General features: G+C 66.6%; 16 protein-coding genes and 2 tRNA genes. 9 read left to right on the top strand and 9 right to left on the bottom strand.

Translation table 11 applies throughout. The features are described 5' to 3' along the window. Nucleotides 1-22 precede the first annotated feature (22 nt). The 3 genes from ACK4S9_RS17325 (at nt 23) to ACK4S9_RS17315 (ending at nt 1,624) form a co-directional block, all read left to right on the top strand. Nucleotides 23-107: transfer RNA gene (locus tag ACK4S9_RS17325), tRNA-Leu, on the top strand. 93 nt (nt 108-200) lie between these two features. Further along, nucleotides 201-285, top strand: a tRNA-Leu gene (locus ACK4S9_RS17320). Between the two features lie 118 nt (nt 286-403). Continuing rightward, nucleotides 404-1,624, top strand: a complete 1,221-nt coding sequence (locus ACK4S9_RS17315) for a hypothetical protein (RefSeq protein ID WP_409728114.1) — start codon at nt 404-406, stop codon at nt 1,622-1,624. Here the strand turns inward: ACK4S9_RS17315 and cueR are convergent. Continuing rightward, complete coding sequence (cueR, locus tag ACK4S9_RS17310; protein ID WP_409728111.1) at nt 1,621-2,031, bottom strand: Cu(I)-responsive transcriptional regulator; 411 nt, start codon at nt 2,029-2,031, stop codon at nt 1,621-1,623. The two genes, ACK4S9_RS17315 and cueR, sit on opposite strands and share 4 nt — an antisense overlap. Nucleotides 2,032-2,167: 136 nt before the next feature. On the opposite strand from cueR, the gene ACK4S9_RS17305 reads away from it, so the two are divergent. From ACK4S9_RS17305 to phaP, 3 genes are all read left to right on the top strand, one after another. Then, complete coding sequence (locus ACK4S9_RS17305) at nt 2,168-4,072, top strand: hypothetical protein (RefSeq protein ID WP_409728108.1); 1,905 nt, start codon at nt 2,168-2,170, stop codon at nt 4,070-4,072. Nucleotides 4,073-4,151: 79 nt separating this feature from the next. Next, complete coding sequence (locus ACK4S9_RS17300; protein ID WP_409728105.1) at nt 4,152-4,361, top strand: hypothetical protein; 210 nt, start codon at nt 4,152-4,154, stop codon at nt 4,359-4,361. Between the two features lie 62 nt (nt 4,362-4,423). Further along, nucleotides 4,424-4,984 carry a TIGR01841 family phasin gene (gene phaP / locus ACK4S9_RS17295; protein ID WP_409728102.1) on the top strand — a complete coding sequence of 187 codons (561 nt, stop codon included), beginning with the start codon at nt 4,424-4,426 and terminating at the stop codon, nt 4,982-4,984. A 509-nt stretch (nt 4,985-5,493) separates the two neighbouring features. Here phaP and tssA read toward each other — a convergent pair. From tssA to ACK4S9_RS17260, 7 genes are all read right to left on the bottom strand, one after another. Then, nucleotides 5,494-6,483: a type VI secretion system protein TssA gene (gene tssA / locus ACK4S9_RS17290; RefSeq protein ID WP_409728099.1), complete on the bottom strand. Its 990-nt coding sequence runs from the start codon at nt 6,481-6,483 to the stop codon at nt 5,494-5,496. Nucleotides 6,484-6,492: 9 nt separating this feature from the next. Continuing rightward, entirely contained in the window at nt 6,493-9,147 is a 2,655-nt protein-coding gene (gene tssH / locus ACK4S9_RS17285) for a type VI secretion system ATPase TssH (protein ID WP_409728096.1), read from the bottom strand. 41 nt (nt 9,148-9,188) lie between these two features. Further along, a complete protein-coding gene (tssE, locus tag ACK4S9_RS17280; RefSeq protein ID WP_409728093.1) occupies nt 9,189-9,662 on the bottom strand; it encodes a type VI secretion system baseplate subunit TssE in 474 nt (157 codons plus the stop codon). Nucleotides 9,663-9,765: 103 nt separating this feature from the next. Further along, nucleotides 9,766-10,257 (bottom strand): Hcp family type VI secretion system effector, encoded by a 492-nt coding sequence (locus tag ACK4S9_RS17275; protein WP_027865055.1) that lies wholly within the window; start codon nt 10,255-10,257, stop codon nt 9,766-9,768. Between the two features lie 31 nt (nt 10,258-10,288). Beyond that, the gene (tssC, locus tag ACK4S9_RS17270) at nt 10,289-11,788 is read right to left on the bottom strand and encodes a type VI secretion system contractile sheath large subunit (protein WP_409728117.1); all 1,500 of its coding nucleotides are present in this window, start codon (nt 11,786-11,788) and stop codon (nt 10,289-10,291) included. Then, nucleotides 11,788-12,300, bottom strand: coding sequence for a type VI secretion system contractile sheath small subunit (gene tssB / locus ACK4S9_RS17265; RefSeq protein ID WP_409728089.1), 513 nt, complete (start codon nt 12,298-12,300; stop codon nt 11,788-11,790). Before tssB ends, tssC begins: the two co-directional genes overlap by 1 nt. 52 nt (nt 12,301-12,352) lie before the next feature. After that, entirely contained in the window at nt 12,353-12,946 is a 594-nt protein-coding gene (locus ACK4S9_RS17260; protein ID WP_409728086.1) for a tetratricopeptide repeat protein, read from the bottom strand. A gap of 199 nt (nt 12,947-13,145) precedes the next feature. Between ACK4S9_RS17260 and tssJ the strand changes: the two genes are divergently transcribed. Genes tssJ through icmH form a run of 3 tightly spaced genes read left to right on the top strand, consistent with a single transcriptional unit; the run spans nt 13,146 to nt 15,866 of the window. Continuing rightward, a complete protein-coding gene (tssJ, locus tag ACK4S9_RS17255; RefSeq protein WP_409728083.1) occupies nt 13,146-13,709 on the top strand; it encodes a type VI secretion system lipoprotein TssJ in 564 nt (187 codons plus the stop codon). Between the two features lie 52 nt (nt 13,710-13,761). Further along, nucleotides 13,762-15,108: a type VI secretion system baseplate subunit TssK gene (gene tssK, locus ACK4S9_RS17250; protein ID WP_409728080.1), complete on the top strand. Its 1,347-nt coding sequence runs from the start codon at nt 13,762-13,764 to the stop codon at nt 15,106-15,108. After that, on the top strand, nt 15,105-15,866 hold the full coding sequence (gene icmH, locus ACK4S9_RS17245; RefSeq protein ID WP_409728077.1) for a type IVB secretion system protein IcmH/DotU: 762 nt from the start codon (nt 15,105-15,107) through the stop codon (nt 15,864-15,866). Before tssK ends, icmH begins: the two co-directional genes overlap by 4 nt. 124 nt (nt 15,867-15,990) lie before the next feature. Here icmH and ACK4S9_RS17240 read toward each other — a convergent pair whose 3' ends face one another. Next, complete coding sequence (locus ACK4S9_RS17240; RefSeq protein WP_409728075.1) at nt 15,991-16,743, bottom strand: OmpA family protein; 753 nt, start codon at nt 16,741-16,743, stop codon at nt 15,991-15,993. Nucleotides 16,744-16,745 lie beyond the last annotated feature (2 nt).

The raw sequence follows: 16,745 nt of genomic DNA, 5'->3' as shown, positions 1-16,745 counted from the left end.
GCAAGAAGTAAGAAGTACAAATGCCCACGTGGCGGAATTGGTAGACGCGCATGGTTCAGGTCCATGTGCCGCGAGGTGTGGGGGTTCGAGTCCCTCCGTGGGCACCATAGAATTCCGTAGCAGTATGCAGTATCGTAGGTCCGGCGGGTTTCCCGCCGGTGCGGAAGCTTGCAAAGAGTTAGCTGTACCGAAGTAAATATGCCCACGTGGCGGAATTGGTAGACGCGCATGGTTCAGGTCCATGTGCCGCGAGGTGTGGGGGTTCGAGTCCCTCCGTGGGCACCAAACTCTACCTTGGACGACAGTCCCGCAAAACGCCGTAAGCTTTGAAAAAGGCTTACGGCGTTTTGCGTTGTATCTCCCCTGCTTGGACAGCGCCGGCGAATCGCCCTAGACTGCGTCCATGTCCCTCCTCGATTTCTTCCGGCGCCCACCCTCGCGCCGCAAGTACGCCCAGCTCCTGATGAAGAAGCTGGCCGCCCGCTACCCGCACGAGCCGGTCCGCTTCGACGAGGAAGGCTTGCGCCTGCTGCTGGGCACCGATGGCGCGCACGTCATCAACCTGCACAACCTGTACCCCGAATACTGCGCCGCTGCGGGGGGCGAACGCGAACGCCAGCTCGAACGCGCGGTCGCGATGGCCTGCCCTCCCGGCCTGCCGGCCACGTTTGCCGCTGCCCGGCCTCACCTGATGCCGGCCCTGCGCGGACGCGGCATGGCGGAATACCTGCGCCTCATGGAGCTGGGCAAGGAGCCCGATGCGCCATCGGGCAGCCTGTTCCTGCCGTTCAGCGGCGATACCGTGCTGATGCTCGTGCACGACGGCGCGGACATGATGCAGTCCGTCGGTCCGGCGCAACTGGCGCAGTGGGGCGTGGGCGTGGAGGAAGCGCTGGCCGCCGCCATGGACAAGCTGCGCGATGCCACGGTCGACCGTTTCATCCAGGTCGAGCGTGGCGTGTACGCGGGCGACTGGGGCGACGCCTACGACTCTTCGCGCCTGCTGCTGCCCGACCTGGCGCATCGCATTGCCGGCGCCAATCCGCTCGCGATGATCCCGGCGCGCCATACGCTGCTGCGGGCCTCGAGCAAGAATGTCGAGGGCGTGCGCGCGATGGTCGCACTGGCGCAGCGGGTCGCCGATACCGAAACACGGCCGGTGTCGGCCCTGATGTACCGTTTCGAAGCCGGGCGCCCGGTCGAACATGTGCCGGAGGATGCGCTCGTGCGCACCGGCCTTGCAAGCCTGCGGCGGCAGTACCTGTACGGCGACTACGCGGCGCAGGCAGAGATGCTCGAGGCGCTGCACGAGAAGAACGGGACCGACATGTTCGTCGCCAGCTACAAGGTGATGCGCGAAGAAGCGAGCGGCGCCGAATACAGCTTCTGCGTCTGGACCGAGGGGGTCGATACCCTGCTGCCGCGCACCGAACGGGTCGTCCTGTCCAGCCATGGCGGCGATGGCGGGTCGGACGAACTGCTCATGTTCCCGTGGGACGCGCTGCACGCGGCCTGCGGCCACCTGATCGAGCCCGTGCCGCAGGCCTGGCCCCCACGCTACCGCGTCACCGCCTTTCCCGACCTGGAACCGCTCCGGCCCCTGGCGCTGCCGGCACGAGCCTAGTGCGCGGCCAGGTCGTCGAGGATCGGGCAGTGCGAGCGCGCATCGCCGTGGCAGGACGCGGCCAATGCTTCGAGCGTGCGGCGCATGGCTTCCATCTCGGCGATCTTGCGGTTGAGTTCTTCGATGTGGGCGCGCGCCAGGGCACGCACGTCGGCGCTGGCGCGGCCCTGGTCCTGCCATAGGCTCAGGAGCTTTCCGATCTGTTCGAGCGAGAAGCCGAGCGCGCGGGCGCGGTGGACGAACTGCAGCACGCGCACGTCGTCCTGGCTGTACACGCGGTAGCCGGATTCGGTACGCTTCGCCTCCTTGAGCAGGCCAATCGATTCGTAGTGGCGGATCATCTTGGCCGATACGCCGGACGCCTTGGCGGCCTCGCCGATATTGAGCAGCGTGGCGCTGTGCTGCATTCTCACCTCCCTCGTCTGTTCGCTTCTCCATTGAGCGCAATCCAAGGGCTCGGGCGCATACCGCGCTACGGTCATCCGTGTCGCGCCTGCCTGACGGCCAAGCCCTGCCCTGTCGCCTCTTTACGGAGATTACATCATGAAATCGAGCAAAAACAATCCCTCGGACAGCAGCAAGCCAGGGCATGAAGGCGGATGCACCATCAACATCAGCATCAAGAGCAGCGGCACCATCCACATCTACAACTGCGCGGCGCCGGCGCAGCCCGAAACGCCATGCGCGCCGCCGGGCGGCGGCCATCCCTGCCCGCCCGGCGTACCCGGCGCCTGCGTGCCGGTGTCGCTGGGCGCCAAGCCGAAGCAGAGCCGGCGCAACAAGCTCGACCGGCTGCTGGCCAACAACCGCGTCCCCAGTACGCTCGGCGCGTCCTTCTTCCACCTGACGCGGCGCTACCTCGCCGGCAAGGCGCCGGCCAATGCGCTGGAGCAAAGCGGCTTTGCCACCCTGGACCGCCTGGCGCCGGAACTGAAACGGGTGCTGGCCTGCGCCAGCGAATCGCTCGATAGCCTCGGCGACGGCGAACGCAGCCGCCTGTTTGCGACCAGCCTGCTGCCCTCCATCGACCAGCCGCTCGACTTGGCGCAGTTGTCGCTGGGTTTCGCCCAAGAGATCGCGGACCGGGTCGGCGTGCAGGCCTTCGACGCCGCCGCCTGTGCGACGCAGGAACATCCCGGCCGGGTGCGGGTGCGGCCCCATATCCCCGGCGAGGAAAACTTCGATCCCCTGGTGCGGATCTGCCGCGTCAACGGCCTGCGCACCGCCAGCTTCACGCCGCCGCTCAGCCCGGGCGAATACCTGCCGTCCGAACTGCAGCAGCGTTGCCGCGTGATTCTGGAAGGCAATGAACCCAAACAGGTGTGCGATGTGCAGACCAGCGACTGCCCCGGCAACACCCTGGCCGGCGCTTGCGCACGCGTGCCGGAGATCGAAGCCGGCCAGGGGGTACTGCTGGAGGGCGTGAATTTTTCCAGCGTCGATGCGACCGTGCGGATCTTCACCAGGGAGGCGCCGGGCACGGTGCTGCGCGAGGTGCCGGCCCAGGTGTGCGGCGACGACGAGACACCGCTCACCGAGCGCATCGGCGAGCAGGACCGCCTCATCCTCGATTGCCGCGTGCACGACCGCCTCAGCTTCCAGGTGCCCGCCGACCTGGCCCCCGGCGTCTATGGGTTCCAGGTCGCGGTGCCCAATCTCAGCACCTACCCCGGCCATGGGCCGGTGCTGCTGTCGAACGTCGAATACGTCGGCGTGGCCACGCCCGCAAGCGCGCGCTTCGAGATCAGGAGCGAGAGCCTGTACGCGCGTGCCGAAACCTCGCCCGCCTCGTTCGGCTCGGACGAAGTCGGCATCCGGATCGTGGCGCTGCCGCTGCTTCCCGACCTCAGTCCCGGTGCGGCGCAGACGCCCAATAACGGCGAGCCGATCCGCTTCAGCGACGTCGACAGCGGCGAGACGCGCGCCATGGACCACCTGCTGTTCTCGCACCAGGCGCCGATCCTGGGTGCGGCGTTGTCGATCCGGGGTTTCGAGGTCGACGGCGAAGAGGCCTTCGAGCGCCAGATCGAGGACACGCTCGACGCCTTCATCGACATCCTGAAAGACCAGCTGGCCTTCGTGATGGACCACCTGAAGGAGGCGGGTGCGATCGCATCGAAGCTGGCCAGCTACGGCCTCAAGGGCCTGATCGCCGCCGCCATCGCGGCCGCGGTGGTGGTCGCGATCGACGTGTTCGTCGCGCTGTGGGCGCCGGCCGATCCGATCATCGAGGACATGATCGGCCCGGGCCTGCAAGACCTGGTCGAACTGACCAATGTCGATGTCGCGCTGCCGGCAGCGAGCGAGTATGTCACGCCGCAAGGAATCAGGGTCAAGGTAACGCCCCTCGGCAAGATTCCCGGCCAGTACCGGGAGCGGCGCGAGTACATCAGCGACGACGAAGACAGCCGCTACGAAATCGTGCTGCGCTACAACCGGGTGGCATAGGCATGCCCGCGGCCCGCGCAGCGAGGGAAATCGACACGATGCTTGACTTGTTTCGTGATGAGGGTAAGCTCGGCAGTCGATGAAACACGCTACTCTTCTCCTTGCGCTGGGCTTGGCGCTCGGACTGGCTGCGGATGCCGCGCTCGCCGGTCCGGCCCCCTATTACCAATGGCGCAGCAAATTGAACGGCGCGCTTGCATGCTCGCAGACGCCCCTCGGGCCGGGCTGGGAAAAATCCGGCGGCCCCTATCGGGACGCGCGTTGCGAAAAACCCATTGTTGCTAAATAATGGGGTGCAAGCCGCATCTCATCCGACATGCATCCGATTATTCCAATAGCGAGGAGACACCGATGTTTACCAGTCCGGAGCAGTTCGCCAATGCCACCAAGACCTTGTTCGACCTGCAGATGCAAACCTTCAACACCCTTGCCGACAAGACGGTCAAGGGCGTGGAACAGGTGGTGGCGCTGAACATGAATGCAGCGAAGAGTTCGATGGCAGGCTCGATCGCGGCCGGCCAGGAGATGGCGGGCCTGGCCAATTCCGGTGACCCGAAGGCCGCCATCGCGGCGCTGCATGCACGCATGCAGCCGGGCGCGGCCGGGGCCGCGGAATACCGCGAGCAACTCAAAGCCATCATCGACGAGATGCACCAGGAGTTCCGCCAGGCCGCCGACACCCACGTGGCCGAAGCCAAGAGCACCCTGTCGGCCCTGATCTACGACGTGACGCAGAACGTCAAGCCGGGCTCGGAGAACGCCGTCGACATCATCAAGACCGCCATCGACAATGCCTTCAAGGGCTACGAACAGGTCACCCAGGCGACCCGCCAGGCAGTGGAGACCGTGGAAGCGCAGATCGCGAAAGCCACCTCGATGGTGCAGCCGGGCGCGCAAAAGCAGGCCGAGTAAACGTCAACAGGCCGGCGATGCCTGTGGCCGTTTAGTTGGCGTATGAACGTCATGGCGCCACTGGCGCCCATGACTTCCGGCGAAGGCGCACTGCTGTCCGGGATAATTTCATCTAGCCGAAGATCGTCGTTCCCACGTAGGCGGGAACCCGATTTTGGGTGAAATATCGTGCCCCGCGATAGCGGCCCGCAACAGGATTGGGTTCCGGCCTTCGCCGGAAGTCGTAGGCGCCAGTGGGGCGTACGACGAGTTAGGTGCTTAAAATTTGCTTGTTGGATACGCTTACACCGCCGCCGTTTCCCTAAACCCCTATTAATGTAGAGTTAGCGATTATCCCGGACAGCAGTGGGCGAAGGCCGGAATCCAGGTTCTGCATGCGCTATCGAAGCGCTTCCTTGGGCTCCGGCCTTCGCCGGAGCGACGTTTTTTTGCTGACTGAACGGCATGACGGCGATGCCGGCCTTTATATGAAAGAAAATTTCATCCTGCGCTCTACATGAAATTTTCTTTCACCCCTCTTCCGTCTCGATTCCCAGCAAATCTTCCAGCCGCGCCAGCGACGCATCGTCCTTGATGACCGAACGCAACCAGGCGTGCAGCGGCTGCTCGCCCCAGCGCGCCGCTTTCTCGGCCAGGTAGGCCACCGGACTGTGCGGTTCGGTGCGGCGGAAGAACTCGGCCACACCGCGCAGTTGGGCCAGCGCCTGCTCGCGGCTGTGCAGCGGTCCCTCACTGGCCACGCCCTGCGCGCGCAGCGCGCTGCCCGCCACCACCACCGGCATGGCCTGCGCGACAGGCACGGGAGCCGCCATCGGCGGCGTCGGCGGCGCCGCCATGTCCTCGAAGTCGCGCAGCGCGGCGCGCGCGGCGCCGAAGCTGGGGCCGTCGGCGCCGAGGCGCTCGTCGACCACCCGCTCCAGTTCCACCAGCGCCGCCAGGCAGTCGTGCGCCGCCTCGGCCAGCGCTTGGCGCGCCGCCGGCGTTGCCTTGGTGCGCGCCGTTTCCAGCTCGGCGACGCTGTCCGGCCCGCGCGCGCGCGCCGCTTCCCAGGCCAGCATGGTCAGGCCATCGGCCAGCGGCACGTCCTTGACCAGGGGCGCGATGCGCGCCGCGATCCAGGCCAGGTTGCCGATCCGGCGCTCGTGGCCGTCCTCGTCGGGCAGCGGATGCACGTGCTCCCAGTAGCGCTCGCACAGCGCCCCCAGCAGGCGCAGGCTGGCCGCCAGCCCGGCCAGTCGGTCGGTTTTCGCCGCCGCCTCGGCCAGCCAGACCGCCAACTGCAAATCCTTGCTGCGGGTCTCGATCAGCTCCGCGCAGCGCCTGGCCACGAACTTCCAGTCGGCTTCCTTCAGCGTCGTGACCCAGGCGCCCTGCTCGATCGACGGATCGTCGGCCTGGCGCGCGCGGTTGATGGCGTCGAACTCGGGCGAGAACGCGAGGTCCTCGCCGCAGGGCTGGTCCGCAGCGATCGGGGCCAGCAGTTTGTCGATGTCCAGCATGGGAGCTCCTTATTCGATCGCGTACTTGAACTTGCCGGCCCTGGTCGCGCCCACCTTGACCCGGGTGATGGCGCCGCCCTCGGCCATGCGCGCCAGCACGCTGTCGGCGATCTCGGGCAGCAGCGTGCCGTTGAGGATGTTGTCGACGTTGCGCGCGCCGGAATCGACCTCGGTGCAGCGGCTCAGGACCGCCGCCACCAGCGCGTCGTCGTACTCGAAGCGGGCGCGGTGGTTGTCCATCACGCGCGCCTTGATGCGGTCCAGTTTCAGACGGATGATGTTGGTCAGCACCTCGTCGCGGATCGGGTAGAAGGGCACCACGGCCAGGCGCCCTAGGAAGGCCGGCTTGAAGTGCTTCATGAGCTGCGGGCGGATCAGCTCCGCCAGCTGCTCCGGCGTCGGCACCTCACTTGGGGGCTTGTTCAGGCAGGCCCCCATCATCTGGCTCGAGCCAACGTTCGAGGTCAGGATGATGATGGTGTTGCGAAAGTCGATCTGGCGCCCTTCGGCATCGTCCATCACGCCCTTGTCGAACACCTGGAAGAACAGCTCCATCACGTCCGGATGCGCCTTTTCCACTTCGTCGAGCAGCACCACGCTGTAGGGATTGCGGCGCACCGCCTCGGTGAGCACGCCCCCTTCGCCATAGCCGACGTAGCCCGGCGGCGAGCCCTTCAGGCCCGAGACGCTGTGCGCCTCCTGGTATTCGCTCATGTTGATGGTGACCAGCTTGCGCTCGCCACCGTAGAGGATGTCGGCCAGCGCCAGCGCGGTCTCGGTCTTGCCGACGCCCGAGGTGCCCACGAACAGGAACACGCCCTTGGGCTTGTTCGGGTCGTCCAGGTTGGCGCGCGCCGTGCGCACCCGCTGGGCCACCGCATGGCTGGCGTGCGATTGGCCGAGGATGCGCTCGTCCAGCATGGCCTGCAGGCGCATCACCGTGTTCAGCTCGTCCTTGACCATGCGCCCCAGCGGTATGCCGGTCCAGTTGGCGACGATTTCCGCCACCGTGTGGCCGTCGACCTGCGCCGGCACCAGCGGCATTTCCCCTTGCAGGCTGCGCAGGCGTTCGACGCGGGCACGCAGTTCGCTAAAATCAGCCGGCCGGCCGGGCTGTCCCCCGGCCTCGAGGGCGCTGCGCATCTCGCCGATCTCAAGGGCGATTCTCTGCTCCTCGTCCCAGCGCTGCTGCAGGCCGATGCGCTCATCAATCAGCGCGCCGCGCTGCTGGCGCAGCTGTGAAATTTTTTCCTCGTGGCTGGCGCCGCTGTTCGCTTCGCGCTGCAGGGCCGACAGTTGCGCGTCGATGCGCTCGATGCGGCGGCTGCAGTCTTCCAGCGCCGCCGGGGTGGCGCTCTGCCCCAGCGCGACCTTGGCGCAGGCCGTGTCGAGCACGCTGATCGCCTTGTCCGGCAGCTGGCGCCCGCTGATGTAGCGGTGCGACAGGCGCACCGCCTCGGTCACGGCATCATCAAAGATGCGCACCTTGAAGTGGCTTTCCATCAGCGGGGCCATGGCGCGCAGCATGGCGCAGGCGGTCGCTTCGTCCGGTTCCTCGACCTTGATCACCTGGAAGCGCCGCGCCAGCGCCGCGTCCTTCTCGAAGTACTTCTTGTATTCGCCCCAGGTGGTGGCCGCGATGGTGCGCAGCTCGCCGCGCGCCAGCGCCGGCTTGAGCAGGTTGGCCGCGTCGTTCTGGCCGGCGGCGCCGCCGGCGCCGATCATGGTGTGGGCTTCGTCGATGAACAGGATGATGGCGTGCGGGCTCTTCTTGACCTCGTCGATCACGTTCTTCAGGCGGTTCTCGAACTCGCCCTTCACCGACGCCCCGGCCTGCAGCAGGCCCATGTCGAGGGTGTGGATCTCCACACCCTTCAATACGTCCGGCACCTCGCCCCCGGCGATGCGCAGGGCCAGGCCTTCCACCACGGCGGTCTTGCCCACCCCGGCCTCGCCGGTCAGGATCGGGTTGTTCTGGCGCCGCCGCATCAGGATGTCGATCGCCTGGCGAATCTCGGGGTCGCGCCCGATCACCGGGTCGACCCGGCCGTCGCGCGCGCGCTGGGTCAGGCAGGTGGTGTACTGGTCGAGCGCCGGGGTGGCGCGCGCCGGGCCGGCCGCGATGTCCCCGGCCGCGTCACCTGGCGTGTCGTCCACTTCCTGCGCCACCGGCTGCGCTTCCACCGAACCGCGCGTGAGTTTCGGCAGGTCGTGTTTCAGGCGGTCGACCGGGATCTTGCGGAACAGGGGCGAGGCGCGCGTCGCCAGCTGCGACAGCGAAGGCTCGGTCAGCAGCGCCAGCACCAGGTGCGCGCTACGGATCTGGTTGGGTTGCCCCGCGGCCGGCGTCGCCAGCGATGCGATCAGCCAGGCATGCTCGAACAGCACCGGCAAGTGGCGCGAGAACACCGGCGTGCGTGCGCTGCCGGTGGCGAAGCGGTTGACCTCGCTGCGCAAGTCGGTCTCCAGGCCCGTCAGGCTGATGTCGCAGGCCTGCGCGATCACGCACAGGTCGCTCCCCGGCTGCTCGATCAGGCCCAGGAACAGGTGCTCGATCTCGACCTCGTACTGCCCCATGCCGACGCAGATCGAGGCGGCGCGCGTGGCGGCGGCGCGCGTGGTGTCGTTCAGCTTGCCGATCAGGGTCTTGAGATTGATGTCCATCGTGTCGCGTCCTTGTAATGAAGAGGGCCGGCTGCAGCCGTCTAGCCGCGCGGCCGGCCGTTGCGCTTGACGGCGTAGTGCAGCGACGACGGCTGCAGCACCGCATTGAAGTTCACCGGCTCGCTGCTCTCCAGCAGGCTGAGGCGGGCGTGGATGATGAAGCTGAGGCGGTTGACGCTGCCCGCCACCAGGTCGAGCGTGGCCGATACGTCGCGCAGGCGCGGCTCGTGGGCTTCGATCGCGTCCTGGATGCTGGCGCAGACGGCGGCGCGATCAAGGCTGCTGGTGAGGCAGTAGCCCGCGAAGTCCTGCAGGCCGTAGTGCAGGATGGAAGCGCGCGCTTCCGGAAAGGCGTTCAGGATGGCCGGATCGAACGGCAGGCGCGTGTTGAGCAGCGCTTCCAGGTCGCGCGCCACGCTGTCCTTGAGCTGCTCGCTGCTCAGCGGCGCGCCCCTGGCGGCGTCCGGGCGCTCGTCCATGAGGCGGTCCAGCAGGCCGGGCTTGAGGCCCTTCATGCTTCCTCCGAGTCGAAAAAGCGCGCGGCGCAGCGGCATCGGCCGCGTGCGCCGCGCTCGCACCGGCCGCCCGGGTCTGCACCCCCGGGCGGCCGGAGACGGGTCAAGCGACCTTGTTGGCCGCCAGGTCCCAGCCGCCCGAGGTGTTGCCGCCCGAGCCGCCGCCGATCTTCTGCTGGGTGTACTTCCACTTGATCTTCGAGAATTTCAGGCCGACCTGCTCCTGGATGATGCTGCCCTCCTTCACGCTCGGCTCGACCGCGCCGATCAGGACGTTTTCCAGTTCGATCTCGAAGTACTTGATGCGCTCGCCCTGGCCGTCGGCACGCATGAACTCCAGCTTGGCCTTCGGGATCGTCTTGCCGGCCGAGCAGGTCTGCAGCAGGATCGGCGAGGACAGGTCGGCCAGCTTCTTCAGCGTGATCTCCTCGTGTTCGCAACGCTCGGCGGTGTGGCCGCCCCCGGTCGATGCGGTGGCCGAACGTGGTTGCTTCACGCCCCAGTCCACGGCCAGGCACTCGATCCAGTCCTTGTGCTTGTCGTCCATCGATTCGCCCTTGATCCCGTCGATCTGCAGGTACACGTCAATTGCCATGTTCTACTCCATTCACGTTGAAAGAAACTGCTTAGCCTTTGGTCGATTGGGGCAACTCCGCGACCAGTCGGAGCGAAACGGACAGCTCGTCGAGCTGGAAATGCGGACGCAGGAAGGACACCGCGCGGTACACGCCCGGACGGCCCGGCACTTCGGACACCTGCACGCTGGCTTCGCGCAGCGGGAACTGGGCCTTCTGGTCCTGGCTCGCGTTGTCGTCGAGGAGCACATATTGGGTTAACCAGCGATTGAGGTAATCCTCTACATTCGAGGCGGCCGCGAAGCTGCCGATCTTGTCGCGCATCATGGCCTTCATGTAGTGGGCGATGCGCGAGACCGCGAAGATGTACTGCAGCTGCGAGGACAGCACGGCATTGGCATTGGCCGCCTCGTTGTTGTACTTCTTCGCCTTCTGCGCCGACTGGGCGCCGAAGAAGGCCGCATACGAGGTGTTCTTGCAGTGGACCAGGGAGATGAAGCCGAGGTCCGACAATTCCTTTTCGCGGCGATCGGTGATGGCCAGCTCGGTCGGGCACTTGAGCGCCACCTCGCCCTCGTCGGTCTTGAAGGTGTGGGCCGGCAGGTTCTCCACCAGGCCGCCGCCCTCGACGCCGCGGATCGCCGCGCACCAACCGTAGTCTTCGAAGGCGCGGGTCAGCTTGGAAGCGAAGGCGTAGGCCGCGTTGCACCACAGGTATTTCGAATGGTCGCTGCCGTCCACGTCCTCGACGTAGTTGAAGCCTTCGGTGGTCATGCCGTCGGCCGGATGGTAAGGCAGGCGCCCCAGGAAGCGCGGCAGGGTCAGGCCGACGTAGCGGGAATCCTCGGATTCGCGAAAGGCCTTCCACTTGGCGTATTCGACGGTGTCGAAGACCTTCGCCAGGTCGCGTGGCTTACCCAGGTCGCCGAAGCTGTCGATGCCGAACAGCTCGGGCGAGCTGGATGTGATGAAGGGCGCGTGGCTGGCGGCCGCCACGTGCGACATCTGCTCGAGGAAGTAGATGTCCTCGGGCTGGCGCGAGATCTCGAAGTCGCCGATCAGGGTGCCGTAGGGAGCGCCGCCGAAGCTGCCGAATTCTTCCTCGTAGACTTTCTTGAACATGCTGCTCTGGTCGAACTCCAGGGCCGACTGGAAGTCCTTCACCAGTTCGCGCTTGCTGGCGTTGAGCATGCGGATCTGCAGGTTCGAACTGGTGCTGCTGTTCTTCACCAGGTATTGCAGGCCGGTCCAGCTGCGCTCGAGCTTCTGGAACTCGGGCGCATGCATCACCGCCGACAACTGGCTTGATATCATGCGGTCGAGCTCCGCCAGGCGCGCGTCGATCATGGCCGACAGGTTGTTCGACATGACCATGGTGCCCTGCATCACCTGGGTCACCAGTTCCGAGATGATGTCGCGCGCGCGTTCGTGTTCGCTGCTGGACTTGGCCACGCGGCTCTGCTCGACGATCTGGTCGAGCAGCGAGGCGTCGAGTTCGACCGATTGAGCGGTCGACGCGGCCTTGCTTGCGGTATCGAGGACTGCCGCCATCATGCCTCCCCTTCCGGTTTGCCCTGCTTCTTCAGGCTGTGCAGTTTTTCGGTATTGCCCAGCACTTCGCTGAGGATGTCTTCGAGCTTGTCGTTGCCGGCCAGCTTGTTGCGCAGGTCGGCCAGCTTGGTGCGCGCCTCCAGCAGGCCGTTGAGCGGCGCCACCTGGCGCACCACCGACTCGGGCCGGAAGTCGTCCATCTCCTTGAACTGCAGCTGCACCGCGAACTGGCCGCCTTCGGGCGAGAGGTGGTTGTCGACCCTGAACGTCGCCACTGGCGCCACCGCCCCCAGCACCTCGTCGAAGTTGCCGGCGTCGACGTTGACGAACTTCTTGTCCTTGAGGCGCTTCTTTTCCTGCGACGGGTCGTTGCCGAAGTCGCCCACCACGCCGACGACGAAGGGCAGCTCCTTGTTCTCGATGGCGTCGCCGATCTCGACGTCGTAAGTCATCTGCACGCGCGGCGCGCGCACCTTCTGCAAGCGTTTCTGCACGCTTTCACTCTTGGCCATGTCGACTCCAGGTTGCGGGGGATGAAAGGGCCGGCGGGGCCGGCCGCGCGGGTTACTTGAGGCCGGCGAACGGGTCCTTGTCCTTGTCGGCCGGCTTGCTCGATGCGGCCGGCGTGTTGGATGCGGTGTTGGTTGGCCGCGACCTCTGTGTCGAAGACCTGCCCGTTTCGCCTTTCGCAGGCACCAGGGTAGTCTCGCCCAGGCTGGTGCGCAGGAGCTTGGCCAGGTCTTGCGCCTCGCTCTTCACATCGCCGTTCAGGTTGTTCTTGCGGGTCAGGTCGGCCAAGGCCTTGCTGGCCACCCGCAACCCACTGACGGCGACGATGCTGTGCGCCACCGTGTCGTCCGGATCGCGCTCGAGCGCCTCCTGCGCATTGGTGATCGCTTCGCCGTAGACGCCGGCATTGAAGCGGATCTGCGCCATCTTGACCCAGGGCCGCTTGTCGACCGGGTGCGACTGGCTGGCGGCCTTCATCATGCCGTAGGCCTTTTCTTCCTGTTTCGCCGCGATCGCGGCATCGGCCTCGGTAAAGACCTGCTCCCCCAGGGCGGCAGTCGACTTGCCGGAGTCGGCTTTCGGGATGGTTTCGCACCCGGCCAGGGCGACGACTCCCAGGATCAATGGCATCAAGCGTTTGTACATCATGCTGGTTTTCTCCAGGACAGTTAAGCCAGCCACCATTATTCGCAAGCGGGTCACGGCGAAATTGCGCACTGTCAACCAAAGCAGAGTTCGCTTTCTTTCATACGTTCAAGCCTTGCGCTTGCGCGCGATCACGGCACGCGCATGCCACTGGGTTTCAATCCGTGCTTGAACCCGCAAACGATGTAGAAAGGAAATGGCGATGAAAGCAAGTTCATCCCTGGCGGCCCTGCTGGCGGCCTGCACCCTGGCCGGCTGCGGCAGCAACGGGCTCGCCAGCAAGGCACTCGAGGCCAGCGGCCTGCGCAAGCCGCCCGAACTGCCGGAGGCGCACAAGCCGCCGCGCAACGTGGCGCTACGCCTGCACGCCTCGCCGAAGCTGAACCTGGACAAGCGCGGCCAGCCGCTGGCGCTGGCCGTGCGCCTGTACAAGCTGCGCCAGAAGGAGGCGTTCGAGCAGGCGCCCTATTCCGCTTTCCTGAACCCGCAGGCGGAACGCGAGAGCCTGGGGCCGGACTTGATCGAGGTGCGCGAGATCATGCTGGTGCCGGGCCAGCGCTACGAAGTCACGGAAAAGCTCGGCCGCGAGGCCGGCCACCTGGCCGTGGTCGCCCTGTTCCAGCGCCCCGCCGAGCAGCGCTGGCGCACCGCGGTGACGGCCGCCGAGGCCGAGCGCGACGGCCTCACGCTCGGCCTGCACGCCTGTGCCATGACAATCGGCGGCAAGGCCGAAGCCGCGACGCTATCTTCTGTGCGCTGTCAATGAAGTTGGCGTTGTTTCCGCCAAGCTAGGAATTTCTGAGTTGGAGGCGAGGTCGATGAGCATGCCAGCGAAGCTACTGTGGGGCGAGGGACTGTTTTTGCGGCCCCAGCATTTCCAGCAGCAGGACCGCTACCACGAAGCGCGCCTGAACCAGACCGCCTGCGCCCTCCACCCCTATGCCTGGGGCGTGCGCAAGCTGGTGGTCGACTACGACGCGCTGCGCCACGACGTGCTGCGGATCGAGGAGCTGTCGCTGCTGTTTCCCGACGGCGAGGTCTACCGCGCCCCCGACGGCGACCCGCTGCCGCTGCAGGTGCGCCTGGGCGAACTGCCGGCAGGGCAGCAGGTGGTGACCTTCCATGCCGCCCTGCCGGCCCTGAAAGCCTGGGGCGACAATGCGGCCCTGGACGGCGATACCGAGCTCGATGCGCGCTTTTGCAGCATCGAGCGCGAGACCCAGGACCTGTACACGCGCGCGGCCGAGGCCCCGATCACCTACCTGCGCAAGGCGCTGCGCCTGGTGGCCGACACCGAGCCGCTGGAAGCCTACGACAGCTTCCCGCTGGTGCGCCTGCGGCGCGTGCCCACCGGCGGCTTCGAGGCCGACCCGTCCTTCGTGCCGCCCAGCCTGTCGATCGACGCCGCACCCGGCCTGCACCTGAGCCTGGCGCGCCTGATGGAGAAGCTGCTGGCCAAGGTCAACGCCCTGTACGGGCACATGCGCGAGCCGAGCAAGAACGTGATCGAGATCCGCGGCGGCGACGTCTCGGCCTTCTGGCTGCTGCACACCGCCAGCACCGGCTACGCGGCGCTGTCGCACTACCTGGGCCACCGCGACCTGCATCCGGAACGGCTGTTCGGCGAGCTCTTGGGGCTGGCGGGCGGCCTCATGACCTACTCGCGCAGCTACCGGCTGGAAGACCTGCCGTCGTACGTCCATGCCGATCCGGGACCGCAGTTCGCGCGCCTGGACGGCATCATCCGCGACCTGCTCGACACCGTGATCTCGTCGCGCTATTTCACCATCGCCCTGAACCGCGAGCGCCCGTCCTACTACCTGGGCGCGCTCGACTCGGGACGCATCAACCTGCAGACCACCCTCTACCTGGCGGTGTCGGCCGACCTGCCGGCGCTGCAGCTGGTGGACGTGGTGCCGCTGCAGTTCAAGGTGGGCGCGCCGGAAGACGTCGACAAGTTCGTGCTGTCGGCCCTGCCCGGCGTGAAGCTGGTGCACGCGCCCCAGGTACCGGCGGCGGTGCCGGTGCGGCCCGATACCTATTATTTCATCTTGGAGAACCGTGGCATGCTGTACGAAACGATGCTGAAATCGCAGGCGATCTCGATCTACGTCCCGAACGGGATCCGCGACCTGCGCCTTGAACTGATCGCGGTGGCCGCATGAGCGCCTTCGTCGAACGGCGCGTGGCGCCGCAACCCGGCTTGACCGCCGAACGTCCACCCCAGCGCCTGGTGGACATCATGTACGAGGGCTTCTACGCGCTGTTCCTGCTGAAGAACGGCTGCGGGCCGCAGGACAAGGTGGCCTTCGCCGACAACATGACGGGTTTCCTGGCCGATGTCGACCGCAACGCCAAGGGACTCGGCATCTCGGCCGAGGACGTGACCGCGGCCAAGTACGCGTTCTGCTCGGCCGTGGACGAAATCATCCTGCGCTCCACCTACGAGGTGCGCGAAGCCTGGGAAACCCGGCCGCTGCAGCTGCGCGTGTTCGGCGACCAGCTGGCGGGCGAGCACTTCTTCCACCGGCTGGAGGACCTGCGCGCCAAGGGCCAGATGCACGTGGAAGCGCTCGAAGTCTTTCACATGTGCCTGCTGCTGGGCTTCCAGGGCCGCTACGCGCTCGACGGACGCGACAAGCTCGACTACCTGGTGGCGCGCCTGGGCGACGAGATCGCCCGCATGCGCGGCCGCACCCACGGTTTCGCGCCCCACGCCGAGCGCCCGGACCAGGTGGTCAACCGGCTGCAGAGCGATCTGTCGCTGTGGGTGCTGGGCGCGGTGTTCATGGTGGCGGGGCTGGGGGCTTACGTGGGCTTCCGCACGGCCTTGTCGAACGAGACCTCGACCCAGATGGCAGCGTATAACGACCTGGTGAAGCTGCCGCCCAAGGCGGCGCATGTGACGATTACCTTGCCGTGAAGTGGTAGCGCTGTTGGTACGCTACAAACTTGGATCCCCGCCTGCGCGGGGATGACGTATCCAGCAGCGTTGGCTTAAAAACCGTCGTTCCCGCGCAGGCGGGAACCCAAGTTCGCATGCACACCTACTGAATCACCCTGAACTCGATCCGGCGATTGCGCGCCTTGCCCTCCGGCGTGCGATTGTCCGCCACCGGCCGGTCCGGCCCTTCGCCCGACACCGCGATCGTGTCCGCCGCAATGCCCTTGCCGACGATGTAGGCCTTGACCGCCTCGGCGCGCGCCTGGCTCAGCGAGAGGTTGCCCGCGCGCGAGCCCGCGTTGTCCGTATGCCCGATCACCTCCACCTTCACGCCCTTGAGCTTTTGCATCGCCGCGCTCATCTGGTCCAGCACCTCCATGCCCGACTCGGTCAGCGCCGCCTTGCCGGATTCGAACTCGATGATACGGTTGGCCAGCGCCGCGTCCAGCACGCCCTGCTCCGACACCGCCACCCGCAGCCCGTTGTTGACGGTATAAGTGCCGTCCAGGCTGGCCGCGATGTCGCCGGCGATCCTCTGCCGCTGCGCTTCGTCGGCGACGTCGCCGCGCAGGCTGACCTTGCTGCCCTCGACCTTCAGCTGGCCGCCCTTGATGAGCTTCAGGTTGGGGTTGATCAGGCGCGCGACGTAGTCGTTCCAGTTGCTGGGTGCCGCCACGGTGCCGACCGCCAGCTGGTCGACCACGCGCGCGGCCCCGTAGACGATGCGCAGGCGGTCGAGCAGCGCCGCGCGGGTCGCTTCGTCGGGAACGGTGCCGCTCACGACGACCGGCGCTTCCTGCTGGGCATGGACGGCGCCGGCAAGCGCGGCGGCAAGGAAGAAGGCGGATGCTCTCAAGG

The sequence above is a fragment of the Massilia sp. genome, from assembly GCF_046293535.1.
Lineage (GTDB): Bacteria > Pseudomonadota > Gammaproteobacteria > Burkholderiales > Burkholderiaceae_D > Telluria.
The sequence above is the reverse complement of the archived record's forward strand: the minus strand, read 5'-3'. Positions and strand labels throughout refer to the sequence as shown.

Bases quoted from the DNA above. Each gene is read 5' to 3' on its own strand.
- cueR (WP_409728111.1), bottom strand. From the start codon at position 2,031: ATGCAGCACAGCGCCACGCTGCTCAATATCGGCGAGGCCGCCAAGGCG.
- ACK4S9_RS17275 (WP_027865055.1), bottom strand. From the start codon at position 10,257: ATGGCAATTGACGTGTACCTGCAGATCGACGGGATCAAGGGCGAATCG.
- tssJ (WP_409728083.1), top strand. From the start codon at position 13,146: ATGAAAGCAAGTTCATCCCTGGCGGCCCTGCTGGCGGCCTGCACCCTG.
- tssB (WP_409728089.1), bottom strand. From the start codon at position 12,300: ATGGCCAAGAGTGAAAGCGTGCAGAAACGCTTGCAGAAGGTGCGCGCG.
- tssH (WP_409728096.1), bottom strand. From the start codon at position 9,147: ATGGACATCAATCTCAAGACCCTGATCGGCAAGCTGAACGACACCACG.
- tssK (WP_409728080.1), top strand. From the start codon at position 13,762: ATGAGCATGCCAGCGAAGCTACTGTGGGGCGAGGGACTGTTTTTGCGG.
- tssC (WP_409728117.1), bottom strand. From the start codon at position 11,788: ATGGCGGCAGTCCTCGATACCGCAAGCAAGGCCGCGTCGACCGCTCAA.
- ACK4S9_RS17315 (WP_409728114.1), top strand. From the start codon at position 404: ATGTCCCTCCTCGATTTCTTCCGGCGCCCACCCTCGCGCCGCAAGTAC.
- tssE (WP_409728093.1), bottom strand. From the start codon at position 9,662: ATGAAGGGCCTCAAGCCCGGCCTGCTGGACCGCCTCATGGACGAGCGC.
- ACK4S9_RS17260 (WP_409728086.1), bottom strand. From the start codon at position 12,946: ATGATGTACAAACGCTTGATGCCATTGATCCTGGGAGTCGTCGCCCTG.
- ACK4S9_RS17305 (WP_409728108.1), top strand. From the start codon at position 2,168: ATGAAATCGAGCAAAAACAATCCCTCGGACAGCAGCAAGCCAGGGCAT.
- icmH (WP_409728077.1), top strand. From the start codon at position 15,105: ATGAGCGCCTTCGTCGAACGGCGCGTGGCGCCGCAACCCGGCTTGACC.
- phaP (WP_409728102.1), top strand. From the start codon at position 4,424: ATGTTTACCAGTCCGGAGCAGTTCGCCAATGCCACCAAGACCTTGTTC.
- tssA (WP_409728099.1), bottom strand. From the start codon at position 6,483: ATGCTGGACATCGACAAACTGCTGGCCCCGATCGCTGCGGACCAGCCC.
- ACK4S9_RS17300 (WP_409728105.1), top strand. From the start codon at position 4,152: ATGAAACACGCTACTCTTCTCCTTGCGCTGGGCTTGGCGCTCGGACTG.